Origin of the sequence: Rubripirellula tenax, assembly GCF_007860125.1 — a bacterium.
In the GTDB taxonomy this organism is placed as follows: Bacteria; Planctomycetota; Planctomycetia; order Pirellulales; family Pirellulaceae; genus Rubripirellula; species Rubripirellula tenax.
On record NZ_SJPW01000002.1, the window covers coordinates 273,458 to 287,422 of the forward strand.

Here is a 13,965-nt window from a genome sequence, read left to right on the forward strand (position 1 = left end):
TTGATGATGACACGACTTTCGATTCCATTGGGACTGTTGATTGCTTTCGGTTCGTCCGCGATCGCGGAAGAGAAGCGTGTTGGCGAACGTCGAGCACCGGCGCCGACAGTTTCAAGTGATCAGCTGCGGGGGATTTTCTTTGACGACCTGAGCGAGGCAATACGAGGCGAGCGACCATTGCTGTCGACGCTTCGCAAGTCAGCCGAAGCGATGCAATCGAAGGCCGCATCGAAAGTCGCCAGCAGCGATGGCGAGCCGACCAACGATACGTGGTCGCGATTGATTTCACCGGTATCGTTGGAGGACGAGGTGAAACGAGTCCGTCTGCATTTCGATTCGATCGTCACAACGCCCGGCGCGTTCAACAGCGGTGGATATCAAGATGCTCGTTTGGATCTGACCGTTTTGGCGACACTGTTTGCCATCATCCACGAACACTCCGCGGACGTTCGGTGGAAGAGCGACGCACCCGCCGCCCGTGACCTGTTGGCCAGAACAGCATTCAACTGCAAAGCCGGTTCGACGCAAGTGTTCAACGAGGCAAAATTACGCAAGGCCGACTTGCAGGACTTGGTGTCGGGCACGGGGCTGAACTCTCGCGATGCCGAACCCGAAAACGTATGGACTGAAATCGCGGACCGTTCGCCGTTGATGGAATACGCCGAGCGGTTGATCGGATCTCTGGAAGGGAACAGTCGCGACGCGGCGGCGATCGCCGAGAATGTTGACGCCGTTCGTCGAGACGCAGAACTGATTTCGGCGCTGGGCGAAGTGTTGACCAAAGAAGGAATGGACGAAGCCGACGACGATGACTACGCCAACCTGAGCCGGGCGATGATCAGCGAGTCCAAGCAAGTCGTCGCGGCGATCGAACGAGCGGATTTCGACGGAGCCCGTTCGGGCGTTAGTCTGATCCGCGGGCGCTGCGATGCTTGCCACGAGCAATACAGGTAACCCGCAATACAGGTAACCCGACGCGAATCGCAGACAGTATCGATCAGGGGCCGTTTACGAAGTAGAATACGGATCGATCCCGCGAACCCGATTCTCTTCCCTCGTCGTCCAAAATGCCAATCCAAGTCAAGTGTCAGTGCGGCAAAGCACTCAATATTCCCGATACGATGGCTGGAAAAGCGGTCAAATGTCCGGGGTGTGCGACCACGGTTCGCGTCCCCGGAGGCGCACCGCCGGCGGCTCAGCCAACGGCCGCGAGGCCTGCTGCGGCTCCGGAAAACAGTCGGATGGACGACCTGTTTAACGAAGAAGGCTTTTCCGCCCAGGTCGCTCAGGTCTGTCCGGCCTGCCGTGTCGAAATGACTGCCGGATCAGTATTCTGCACCAAGTGTGGCTTCCACAAGGAGCAGGGCGTCCGGATGGAGGCTCACAAAACCGCGGGCGTCGACATCAGCCACGGCACACTGGCTTTGATGAAAGCCAAGGCCGACATGGCGAAAGCCAAGAAGCTTGACGATGCCGTTTTGGCCGGGGCCGGCATGCCATGGTGGATGCTGGCGTTGGTCCTGTTCATGTTGATGAGCGGATTGTGCATCGCCGTTTTGGCCGTCAACGCGTCGCGCCGTATCGACGAAACCATTTCGTTCAACCCGATGGGTACGTTCTTGATCCTAGCCGGATCGGCGTTCACCACATTCGGGATTGGCGCGTACGGGATGATCGTGATCCACGCGTTCAAGGAAGAGATGAAAAAAGGTTTCCTTGCGATCCTGCCGCCCTACGCGATCTACCACGTGTTCAAAAACGGGAAGGCCACATGGAAATTCCTAGCCGGTTGCATCGTGATGCTTGGCGTCGGAATTTCCTTGATCGTCGCAGGCGGAAACCAGTAGTCTAACTGCCTGGTGAAAAAGGGGTCTGACCCTCTCCGACGTTTCGACTTCACAATGTTTCAGCAACGGCTCCAAAGGGTCAGACCCCTTTTTCAACAGGCTGCTAAACGTGACGACTATTGCTTGGTGGGTAAGACCGCGCTGGCGGGCATCACCGTTGGACGGGTTGCCCGCTTCATCATCGGAATATCCAACGATGGTGTGTTGCCGCCTTCTGCGATCATCCGCGTCGGCGTTCTAGAATCCGACGGAACGTTGATGGCGGGAGCTCCGGTGCGTTCAATGGGAACTTGCCGGCGGGCAATCGTCGTTGTCGTAAGTCCCGATTGACGAGGGCCACCATCGGCAGCCGCGCGGAACTGCTGATACTGTGGTGACATCCGCGCGAGTTCTTCTTCGGGCGACTTGGCGACTTTCGCGCCTGGCAACTGGACCGTCGCCGGAACGCCCTGGATCAGCTTGCCCTCGGCCGTCCGAAACGACGTGACCAACGATACTCGTCGCTGTTCGCCGCCGATCGCATCCCAGGGGACCCACACGCTGTAGGAAGCGCCCAGATCCGTTTGGCTGAAGTGACGTGTGAATTGTTCGGGAGTAAACTCGAATCGTTTCGCGCCCTTTTCAGCAGACGCGACCGTGTCATCGAATCCGTGAATGATCAGAGTGCCATCGACAGGAACGGGACGAGACTTTTCGTCATAGAAGAACACGCGTCCGCCGAAACCGCGGGTGGGCGTGCGTCCGGTTTGAACCAACGTATCGGGCGTCCAAGTGGCAGCCATCTTGACCGGGTTCGGATACGGTTCGGGCGCCTCGTCGCTCTTCTTTCCGACGAACGGAATTCGATCGAGGAACGACTTCTCAGCCTTGTCGGTTTTCTCTGGCTTTTTTTGCATCGTTGCACAGCCAACGGAGCTGATCGAGATCAGCAGCGCGGCCGAAGTGGCGAATTGTCGTCGTGAGATTCGCATCTTTGAATCCGTTCAAGATAGGGTCAATTGGGTCGTTTGATCTCTCACTCACTTGCGATCTGCAAAAGTGAGTCCATTGGTACCCGCTTGCTCAACGGGCGGTTGCGTTGAACAAGTGCGGTTGTCAAAGACCAACCATGCGGTGGTCGATCTTCGTGCCATCGATCACTCGTTGTTGAGCATTCCTTGCTCACCGGATCCGATGCGGATCGGACGCGGACGAGGGGTTACACCGGAGCTTGACGGGTTTTTGTTGGCATCAACGGCTCGATCAATCCAACTGACTTGGTTGGTCCCGGTCGAAAATCCGTTGGATGCCTGCGGCAACTCGTTCGGCATCGCTGGGATCGGCGTCGCTGGCAATACCGGCGCGGCGGGTGTCGGAATTGATCCACTCGGCGCGTATCGGGGATCGGTATAGAGCCCAGACCCCATTGCAGGGGCCTCGATCACCGACTGAGGCAGTCCCTGTGTGCCGAAGTTCCTATCCGACATCATGATCGATCGGGAATCAATCATTGCGCCGTCAACGCCCATGCCTGTCGAATCGTAGTAGGGCGTTACCGATCCATCACCCTGCATGGTGTCGTGAATGATGACTTCATCAACAGTCGGTTGCAGGTCGGGATAGATCACGGCACCAGTGGCCGGTCCCCACAACCCGTATCCGCCGCTCAGCCCAACATCGCCGTGTGCTTCGACCACGTCGGCCAAGCACCAGCTCATGCGGCTCGATTCGGTTTGCTTGATGTACTCGAGGTCTTCTTCGCCGGTGACCAACATGGGCGTCAGCACGACCAACAGCTCATTACGAGTTTCGGTTTCCTGTTCGTACTTAAAGAAGTAGCCCAGCAACGGAATGTCGGCCAAGTAAGGGACTCGGCGGCTGAACTGCGATCGTTGTTTTTGAATCAGTCCACCAAACACAACGGTCTGGCCGCTGTACGCGGCCACGACAGATTGAGCCGTGGTGCGAATGATGTCGTCGATGATGATCACGGATCCGTCGCCGGAGGGAATCGGTGTTCCATTGGCGTTGTCTCGAGCGGATCGAGTCGCATCGACGGTCATGATGATTAAGCCGTCGCTGCCCACACGAGGTCGAACGCTTAGAATCAGACCAACCTCAATGTCTTCGGTTGAAACCAAGGTGCCCGTGACGTTTTGCGTTACGTCACGAATCCGAGCGACTTGACGCCCCACTTGCACATAGCCTTCGGTATTGTCCATCGTCATGAGTTGCGGGCGACTAAGAATTTGCAGTCGGTTGGCATCTTGCAACGTACGAAGTAACAGACTGACCGAATCGCTGGCCGCACTCAGCACGAAACCGCCGTAACCGAGTGCCGAGTTTGTCGTTCCGACGCCGAAGCTCGAAACGCCGCGGCCGGCAATATTATTTTGACCAAACGAGTTAACGTTGGGTTGATTGATATTGTTGAAGTTGAACCCCGGTGCACTGGGTGCGTTGGCCCCCGGAAAAGCGCCCGCGGCAATGCCGCGGTCATAGACCAACGAGTCTTGTAAGCCGACTTCACCGCCGATTTCAAACGCATCATCCAGCGAGACTTCGGCGAGCAGCACCTTGATCAATACCATCGGTGGACGACGGTCCAGGCGGTCTATCATCCGACGCACGTCTTCATACATACGCGGCGATACGCTCAACAGGACGCTGTTGGTGACCGGTTCGGCAACTACGATCAAGTCACGATCGGGCAAGTCGAACGGACCGAGTCCTTGTTGGAATTGTTGAATGGTATTGACCGTTTGCGTGCGTTGCTGGACGTAACTGGTCAGCGCCGTGGCGACGTCGGCGGCCGCCTGGTGACGCAACCAAATCACTTCGGTGATGCGTTCGGCAAACCCTTGGCTATCCAAACGCAGCAGGATGCTTTCGACCACGTCCAAGTCATCCGCCGAACCACTGGCGATGATCGCGTTGGTCCGTTGATCGGTGCTGAAGCGGAGCGGCACCAACGAATTGTCGCCGCCGGCACTGCTGGACGGTAATCCGCCAAGGTTGCCTGCACCGACACTGGTGCCGCTGGTCGCAGCCTCGGTGCCGAACAAGTCTTGTAACGCGGTCGTCAATTGCAGCGCGTCACCGTTTTCGATCGTAAACACTTTGACCAGTGATTCGACGCCTGGTGCACGGTCGAGTTGACGAATCAATTCGCCGATCAACGACATGCTGGCGGCCGGTGCCCGAACAACAATCGAATTGGCACCCGTATCGGCGGTGATGACGGCGCCGGCCAAGATTCCCGAATCGAGCAATTGGTTGCTGTCCGAATCTACACTGACGATCGAAAGCGTCGTTGAAGGTCGCGTCAGATTATCGTCCGTGCCCCCCTCGCCTTCGCCGTTGATGGCCGACTGAATCACCGGCGCCAAGTCTTCGGCGATTGCGTTGGACAACGGGAAGATTTTGATTTGGCTTTGTGCGGCAATTTGCTGAACGTCAAGATCGTTGATCAATCGGGTGACTTCTTCCAAGTCACGCGGTGCGGCGCTGATGATCAACGAGTTGGTGCGATAATCCGCCAAGACGCGAACCCTTGGCCCTAGGGCAGGACGCAAGTCATCGCCCGATCCGGGACGGTCGGCAAAGAAGCTCTGAATGGTTTGCTCCGCGTCGACGGCCGAAGCGTGTTGCAATCGAAACACTCGCAAACGACTGGTATCGGCGACGGGCGTATCGATCTTCGCGATCAAGTCCATCAAGCTGCGAATCGCTTCGGTCCGGCCGATCAACAACAACGCATTGGGCGAATCCAGCGCCGTGATACTGACCTCGCCTTGACGAGCGGACAACACATCGGTGTAGAGCTGTTGCAGCAGTGTAGCGACGGCGTTGCTGTCGGCATGCTGTAGTTGCGCGACTTCGACATCGGGCTTGGTGACTTCGCTTTGCTCTTCGATCTGTTTGATCACGTCCATGACGCGTTGAACATCTCGCTTTGCACCTCGGATGATGATCGTACCGAGTTCAGGAACGAATTGAATTTGGGTGTCACCGATCACACCGGCGCCGCCTTCGTCCGTCGCAGCTCCATCGGGCAATTGCTCGGCCGGAACGTTGGCGGTCGCGGCCCCGCCTTGGGCGCCCGGTGGCTGCTGGAAGACTGCGTTGCGAAATGGTGATCCGGCCCGCAACGGAGCCGCGGCCATGGTTTGACCCGGACGACTTTCCAGATCTTTCAGCAACCGAATCGCACGTTGAATCGGCGCCGGTTCGGCCTTTTGTAACTTCATCACTTCCGTCGTATCGCCGGAAATTTCGCGATTCTGGTCCAACGTTGTGATCATCTTTTCCCAGCCCGCGATCGACGGGGTCGGGGCGATGACGGTCACCGAGTTGTTGCGACGATCAACCTCGACAGTCGTTCCGCCAAGTGGGACCGAGGCCAATTGGAATGACGCACGTTCGCCATTGCGGCTGGTGGTGACGCTTAGGGGCACGTTCGAAAGGTGCTGTAAGTCGTCTTCGAACTCGCGCCACGTGATCTGCTTTAGCGTGACGTTCAACGGCGAGCGACCTTCGGCCGACGATGCTGTTGCAACGTGCGATGCCACCAGCGATTGGACCTCGCGTTCAATGTCTGTCTGCATGCCGGCGGGCGCCATGATCAACAATTGCTGGTTCTTCTCGTCCGATGCGATCTGAACGCCCGGCGTCTCGCGGAACTGAAGACTCAGTTTCGTTGCGATCAGCTTGGCATGCTCGGCCGGAACGGCAAGTGTTCTCAGTTGTGGCTCGCCTGCGGTCTGCGCGGATGCTACCGGCGCGGCACCGAATGCAAAAGCGGTCATCATGACAAGGGAAGCTAGTGAGCGGCGCATCCGCGACCACCTTTTGGACCGAGAGAAAACGAAGGATCAAAACGCGGACCTCCGAAGAGCGCTCGCCCGCTTATCCGGACTCATCGTCGAAACAGGCACAATCGCTACAGTCAAAATCGCGTGCGGGCGTAGGAATCGAGACGTGTTTCACGCCATTGGTGGGTGGAACCGTACGCAACCGTGCGTTGACTCGCTTTCCGTCTTGACGCGGCCGAGCGATTTCAGCGACCGTCCGGTTCAAACGCCGAGATTCTTGAACGGAAATCGGTGAAATGAGCAAGAAATGTTGAGGAGAATCCGCTTGAGTCCTCGTCGGTCTATCGTTGTCGCTTTGTGGCTGATTTGCGTGCATTCGCTGATCGCGTCGCACGTGTTTGCGCAGGGCAATTATCTGGGCCCCGGTCCCGTCGTCGTCAATAACTCCTTCACGTCAAGCGGCGACCCCTACGCCAGCAACTTGGCCCAGGCCAGTCAATGGTTGCCAAGCGGCGAAGCGATATTCGGACGCCCCAACTTCAGCACGCCCAATCTGGGCGGTTACCTGCCCGGGCCGATGACGATCGCGGATCGTTTGTGGGTACGGACCGAGTACCTGCAATGGTGGACCGAGGGGATGGACGTTCCCTCGCTCGTGACCACCGGCCCCGCTACTTCGGCTCGAACGCAAGCCGGCGTGTTAGGACAGCCTGGAACGAACACGTTGTTCGGTGGTGGTGAAATCAATGGCGACTCGTCACCGGGTATCCGGTTTCGATCAGGCTTCTGGCTGACACCCCAAGCCACGTTTGCTATCGAGGGTGAGTACTTTCAATTACTGGGCAACCAAAGTGATGACTACCGCGGATCGGGCAACGGCAGCAGCGTCTTGGCACGCCCCTTTTTCGACGTCAGCCGCGGTTTCGACACGGCCCAATTGATTTCGTTTCGAGATACCGCTTCGGGATCAATCGCCATCGATTCGGACACGGACTTCAAATCATTTTTGATCAACGGTCGAGCCGGGTTGTGCCCGACGGGCATCTGCAATGCGAACGGAGAAACGGATCGCATCGATTGGATCATTGGCTATCGTTACATGAAGCTCGACGATCGACTAGGTTTCAACGAACGAATCACATCACTGATCCCCACCGCGCCCGGGACCATCGCGATCAACGAATCGTTTCGGACCAGCAACGAGTTCCGTGGCTTGCAGTTGGGCGTTGTTCACCAAGCCAACTTCAAACGTGCTTGGTTGGAATCGTTGCTCCGCGTCGCGGTAGGCAACAACAAACGATCAACGGACATTCGCGGAAGAACGGCCATTACTGAAAACGGCGTTACCGAAAATTACAACGGCGGCCTACTTGCGCAACGAACCAACATTGGCAACTTCGAGCAGGACGAGTTCACGATGATCCCCGAGGTCGGGTTCACCCTTGGCATCCGCCTTACCGATTGGCTGGACGCGACCGTCGGCTACACGATGGTGTACTTCCCCAACGTCGTGCGTGCAGGCGATCAAATCGACACAGACGTCAACAGCAATCTGTTCCCACCGGAAGATCCCGCCGTGACCGACGGACTTCGACCGCTGTTCAAACCAGTGGAAAGCCAATATTGGGCCCACGGACTGAACCTCGGTGCCGAGCTACGATTCTAGATCGACGCGTCGGCGTCGCCGAATGCCGCTTTCGTTTCCAGTCGGTCTCTACGGAACCCCATTCCCTACGGAAGCAACGACGCGCACATCAGTTCGTTGTCGTTCCTCGCATAGATATGCCCGTTGGCGATCGCGGGATGCGACCACGTCACGCCGCCGCGTTTGGGCAGTTGTTTCCGCGTCGGTGCCAGCAGTTTGGTGCGGGAGTGTTCTTGGTAGCCGGCCGGTGACAGCGTGGCGAAAATCAACTCGCCTTGATCGTTCTGCATGATTTCACGATCACCATCGCGGATCGTGTGGATCGTCGCCCACCTCGCTTTGGGTACCGCCGTCGTGTCCTCCCAAACGCGATCGCCCGTGGCAATATCCAAACATCGCAGTTGTCCGTAGCTGTCGGTGCCATAGATGTGATCGCCCTTGATCAACGGATTGCTGATCATGCAATGAAGCGCGTCGGTGTTGATTTCATCGGTGCCGGCGCGATGCCAGACTTTCTGGGCCGTCAATTCGTCCTTGGAAAAGCGAATCAACATGGATCCGTCATAGAACGACGACACGAACAACAGGTCGTCGGCCACGACGGGCGTGGGGACGCCGATCGGCATATTTCGCGGTAGCATTTCGACCCGCCAATGGACTCGGCCGGACTTTGGATCCAAGCCGCTGATGCTGGCACCGGTCCAGACCACGGCAACGTCTTGACCGGCTTGACGAATCAGAATCGGCGAACTGTAGCCGGCCGGTTCATCGATCGACCGCCAACTTTCTTTTCCGGTCCAAAGGTCGAACGCGACCACACACGCGTCGCCAGCGCCGGCAACGACTTGGATCACCAAATCCTTGTAGACCAACGGTGCGGCGGTGATCCCCCAGATCGGCATGCGGGCATCGTAGGCCTTTCGCAAATCGTGTTGCCACCGGATCGTCCCATCGGAAGCAGCGAAACAAATCAATTGACCTGCGGCACCGACCGAGATTGCCGAGTCGCCGTGAATCGTCACCGACGCACGAGGGCCGGCGCGATAGCCGATATCGCCGTAAACCGCCGGGTACGAGTGCTTCCAAACTTCTTGACCGGTTTCGGCGTCAAAGCACAAGACGCGTTCGATCTCGGTGTCGTCTTGATCAAGCCCACGATCAGTCACGTACACACGGCCATTGGCAACGGTTGGACCACTGTAGCCGGCACCAATTTCAACCGTCCATTTGCGTGGCAGGTGTCCGTCGGGAAGTGCTTGCATCAAGCCCGGTTCGTCGATCCGCCCGTCGCGATCGATGCCGCGCCACTGGGGCCAATCGTCGGCAACTGCGGTTGCGGTCACTACGATGCAAGCGATGAAAGTACGCGCGACGTTACCAAACAAAAGACGACTCGATTATGGTGGAAGTGAGCGAACGGAATCCCAAAATCAAACGGTTGCCGGATGGACGTACGGCTTGCGATATTCACGTTGAAGCAAGGCGGTGGCTTCGGCATCGTCGACGGCGGTGTGGGTCGCCGGGTCGAACTCGATCGAACGGCCAATCGCTGATGAAACGTTCGCCATGATGCACGACGCGCTACTGATGTGCCCTTGCTCGATGTCGGCGACGGGGTTGCTTCGCGCATCCACGGCGGCAAGGAAATCTCGCATGTGACCGCGAATCGCGGACGCGACATGCAGTTCAAGGTTCCACTTCTCTTTATCGCTCGCATCCGTCGGATACTTGTCCAATTCGATCAACGCCTCACCTTGGATCTTTTGGCCACCGCCGCGGGGAATGAAGTCGAATCGATTGACGCTCAATTTCAACGTCCCCTTCGTTCCGTAAATGATGCCTGCCCAGGGATACTGTGGATCCGGCGCGTCACCCCAACTGCGGTGTGTCCACACGACATCTAAATCGTCGAAGTCAAAGGTGGCCGTTTGCGTGTCCGAGATGTTCGCTTTGGATTCGGTGTCGACCAGAATGCCGCCGCTGCTGGCGATATGCTTGGGCCATCCGAGTCCTAATTGCCAACGCACCATATCCAACATGTGAACGCACATGTCGCCAACGATTCCGTTGCCGTATTCCATGAACGCTCGCCACGACCGGGGATGAACCAATTCATTGTAAGGACGCATCGGCGCGGGTCCCGTCCATGCGTCGTAATCGAGATGCTTTGGCGGATTCGAGTCGGGCGGGTTCTTATTGGCCCGCATGTGGTAGTAACAACACACTTCCGCGTGCGCGATGTCGCCCAGCAATCCCGCGTCGACGACCTGGGTCTTGGCATCGATCAAGTGAGGCGTGCTGCGGCGTTGGGTCCCGACTTGGACGACCCGTCCGGTGCGGCGTGCCGCGTCCAGCATCGCTTTGCTTTCCAGCACATCGCAACCGGTCGGCTTTTGCACATAAACGTCGGCGCCCGCTTGGACCGCAGCGATCATCGTCAATGCGTGCCAGTGGTCCGGCGTTGCGATCAACACGATGTCCAAATCTTTTTCGGCCAACATGTCCACATAGTTGGCATAGGTACGGGGCCGCTTTTTCGATACTTGGCGTGACTCGATCAAATCGGCTGCCTGCGCAAGCATCTGCGAATCGACATCGCACAGCGACACCACTTCGACGGGCTCGACGTTCATCAACTGCAGCAAATCACACTTGCCATACCATCCGCAACCGATCAGCCCCACGCGCCGCGGCTTGGAACCAGCGGCGGCGTACGCACGCGTCTGCGTGGCAGCAACCGTGGCGGCAGCCAACGTGGCGCCCGTCAAGAAGTTTCGTCGATCCATGGTCGTTCCGAATCTGTGATGTTGAGTGTGCGAGCTGTGTCGGCGGCCGCGCACGGGGCGCCGAACGCCTCTCATGATACTCGATCAGAACTTCGGAAAACGGTAGCTCGGGTTCTTGGTGTCGAAGTCGATATCCGTCAAACCCACGTTCGTTTCCAAATCGTGGTAGGCATAGGACTCCAGCAGCGGAGCCTCGGTTTCCCCTGGAACCGGCCACCCGAAACTGCGATAGCTGAGGATCCACTCCCGTTCGGGGTCGATCACAATTTCGGCTCTCGAGAAATCATCCTCGGTGCCGTTGGGCCGCTTGCGTCGGACTTCGATCCGTTGGGTGTCGCGATCATCGAATCGATGGCCATCGGTGATTGTCACCGTGACATCGGAATCATCGCGATCGACTTCGCCCCGCTCGATCAGCTTTTCAACCAGCTTGACCAATCCGATCTCACTGATCGGAAACCGTTGTCCTTGCATGGCAATCATTCCATTGGGATCCAACCAGATCGTTTTCAGACCCAGAATCATGCCTACTTCGTGGACCGCCATCTTACCGTCATACAAGTCTTCGCCCCAAAGAACCTCGCGTCCAGCAACGGCCGCCGGCGAATTGAAGTGTAGATAAACGCGGCGTGGTGATCGATTGTCAGGGCCACCGAATCGAGTCTGAACCCGCATCGAAATTTCAGATGGCTCGCTCAGATTCCCTGAGGTGTCTCGCTCTTGCTTCACGAAACGCGCGGTGTAGTCGTCTAGCTCTTGCTTCATTCGCCGCAGCGAGGCGTTCGCCTTGTCCAGCACCATCGCCATTGTCGGCGCGTTGTCGCCCACGTTCGTGGTCAGCGTGGATACCGAATCGGGTGCATCGACATGTATCGCAACGCTCGTCGACTCGGCGGACGATGTCTGACCCCGTCGCCACAACATGACGATCGCAACAATCGCCAAACTGCCGATCAATATTTTTTTGAACATGTGAACGGAACCACCTGGACTCGGAAACTTATTTGTCAAAAGGCAATAGAAGAAAATCTGTCGCTGCACCGCAACGGCGCATGGTTGTCCGGTCGCCAAACATTCGTGGCCCGTCAATCGCTCGCTAAACTTGTAAGCGAGGACTGCCGAGCCACGATGATTGGACCTGAACTTGGAATCGCCGCCAATGACTAGAACTGGTTCGGCGCGCCGCCTTGACGCGACTGCATTACCGCGGCCGAGATGGCGCGAAGGAGTCCTTCGCCGATCCGTATCGCCGATGATTGGCCGTTCTCGATGCTGGACTGGACGACGGTCAAGCGACCTTGGTCCGGTGCGGCGTTCAAGGCGCTGATCATGGCCGAGATCACTTCGTTCGATTCGATCGAATTGGCGTACTCGAGAATCGGCAACAGCGTCATCTTCAATTGGCCCACGGGACGATCGGCACCTTGGTCGAGCGTGCTTTTGTCGATCAATTCCTTCATCATGTACTCGCTGTTGTCACCGACGGCAACATAGACGGCCTTGGGACCGGTACCGATGTGAACTCGCAGCGTGTCACCAAAGACCTTGCGGGCTTCGTCTTCTTTGGCTGGCACATCAGCTTCGATGACATGCATGGCAACGTCTTTGTAATTCGAAACGTCAAATTTGAATCGCGGAGCGCCATTCTCGTTCTTGACCTTCTCAGCCAAATCTTTGACGATCTGTGCGGCTTCGTTTCCGTCGGCAACGAACGCGCCGGAAACAAAGTTGAAGTCGTTTTGGTCGGCAAGCAAAAGGGCACCAAAATCGGCGCGGCCTTCTTCGATCGTCGCCACCGCCAAGTCGGCCAAACGGTCGACCATGGTGCGGATGTCGTCGCGTTGCTGTGGCGTCAGTTCGTCTTCGTTTTCAAGTGCGCCGCCAAGCGAGGCTAACGTGCTCTTGAGTGTCGTGCGTGTGTACTCAACCGCTTCGGGGCTGATCGACGTCGCACCGTGGTAATACGCTGCGGCGTCGTCGCGAATGACCGATGCGAATTGGGACGGAATCGGCTGCTGGCCGCCGTAGATGGCTGCCAAGGTGGTTCCGGCAACGGCGGTGAAGGAAGTATCGATAGCAATCTGTTTGGCTTGTTGATCGATATTCAACCCGAACTGCAGTGTGTCGGTTTCGTTGAAGAACTGCTCCAGTTGCTTCATGGATTGGTCGGCCAAGTCGCGGGCCGAATCGGATTCAGCGCCGTCTTGCGAGTCCATTGCTTGATCAAACCCTTGACGGATTTGCGCGACGAGCATGTTGCGAGTCTCCGCAGGCACTTGCTGCATTTGCAAACGAAACGCCAAATCGAAATCGTTCCCCAAGCCGTTGAACAATGCGGTCGGATCGGCCGGTGCAAGATCTAGCAGATCCTTACGTGACGCCATTGCGGCCCACGATCCCATCTGGCGGATGTAGACCGTGTTGGCGCCCACGGCGATGACCAGCGTACCGTCGTCGAGTTCATCGGCGGGGCCGGTTTGGCCTTCGAGACGCTTCAGGATCGACTTTACGTCGTTGGTCGGGATGACCGCAATCGGTTGCGGTGCGCCATCGACCAAGGGAACAAGCACACCGATCGGCGAGTCCATGTCGATGCCTTGGGTGAACGTTCCGGCCAACATCGCAAACATGCCGCCAGCCTGGGGTTGACCGACCGCGCTGGACACATAATTGATGTCCTGCATCAGTTTGTTGATCGAAGCAATCGTCACCACCAAAACTGGCTTCGTCGCATTGGCGGTGGCCGAGGGAGCCTTATCAAGCTGCAAACGTTCTTGTGCCTTGACCGGCGACGCAATCAACAAACATGCGAACAATCCTGCCGCCGCAGCCAGCCTGCGAAGGCGAGACGATTGATTCCACAAATCCATGGTTCCAAAATCCTAAAAGGGGAG

The 13,965-nt window shown here is 57.5% G+C and carries 9 protein-coding genes; 3 read left to right on the forward strand and 6 right to left on the reverse strand.

Annotated elements, in window-relative coordinates; all coding sequences use genetic code 11:
* The first annotated feature begins 3 nt into the window (after positions 1-3).
* Positions 4-954, forward strand: coding sequence for a cytochrome c (locus Poly51_RS06790; protein ID WP_146455687.1), 951 nt, complete (start codon positions 4-6; stop codon positions 952-954).
* Between the two features lie 113 nt (positions 955-1,067).
* Complete coding sequence (locus Poly51_RS06795; protein WP_146455688.1) at positions 1,068-1,847, forward strand: hypothetical protein; 780 nt, start codon at positions 1,068-1,070, stop codon at positions 1,845-1,847.
* Between the two features lie 116 nt (positions 1,848-1,963).
* On the opposite strand, the gene Poly51_RS06800 is transcribed toward Poly51_RS06795, so the two are convergent.
* On the reverse strand, positions 1,964-2,818 hold the full coding sequence (locus tag Poly51_RS06800) for a hypothetical protein (RefSeq protein WP_146455690.1): 855 nt from the start codon (positions 2,816-2,818) through the stop codon (positions 1,964-1,966).
* A gap of 165 nt (positions 2,819-2,983) precedes the next feature.
* Positions 2,984-6,637, reverse strand: a complete 3,654-nt coding sequence (locus Poly51_RS06805) for a secretin N-terminal domain-containing protein (RefSeq protein ID WP_186775391.1) — start codon at positions 6,635-6,637, stop codon at positions 2,984-2,986.
* Between the two features lie 328 nt (positions 6,638-6,965).
* Between Poly51_RS06805 and Poly51_RS06810 the strand changes: the two genes are divergently transcribed.
* On the forward strand, positions 6,966-8,306 hold the full coding sequence (locus Poly51_RS06810; protein WP_246114311.1) for a BBP7 family outer membrane beta-barrel protein: 1,341 nt from the start codon (positions 6,966-6,968) through the stop codon (positions 8,304-8,306).
* Between the two features lie 65 nt (positions 8,307-8,371).
* On the opposite strand, the gene Poly51_RS06815 is transcribed toward Poly51_RS06810, so the two are convergent.
* The 4 genes from Poly51_RS06815 to Poly51_RS06830 all read right to left on the reverse strand — a co-directional run bounded on the left by Poly51_RS06815 (position 8,372) and on the right by Poly51_RS06830 (position 13,941).
* Positions 8,372-9,628 (reverse strand): PQQ-binding-like beta-propeller repeat protein, encoded by a 1,257-nt coding sequence (locus tag Poly51_RS06815; RefSeq protein ID WP_246114312.1) that lies wholly within the window; start codon positions 9,626-9,628, stop codon positions 8,372-8,374.
* Between the two features lie 87 nt (positions 9,629-9,715).
* On the reverse strand, positions 9,716-11,071 hold the full coding sequence (locus tag Poly51_RS06820) for a Gfo/Idh/MocA family protein (protein WP_146455696.1): 1,356 nt from the start codon (positions 11,069-11,071) through the stop codon (positions 9,716-9,718).
* A gap of 84 nt (positions 11,072-11,155) precedes the next feature.
* Positions 11,156-12,043 (reverse strand): DUF1571 domain-containing protein, encoded by an 888-nt coding sequence (locus Poly51_RS06825; protein WP_146455698.1) that lies wholly within the window; start codon positions 12,041-12,043, stop codon positions 11,156-11,158.
* 191 nt (positions 12,044-12,234) lie between these two features.
* Positions 12,235-13,941: a hypothetical protein gene (locus Poly51_RS06830; protein ID WP_146455700.1), complete on the reverse strand. Its 1,707-nt coding sequence runs from the start codon at positions 13,939-13,941 to the stop codon at positions 12,235-12,237.
* Positions 13,942-13,965: the final 24 nt, after the last annotated feature.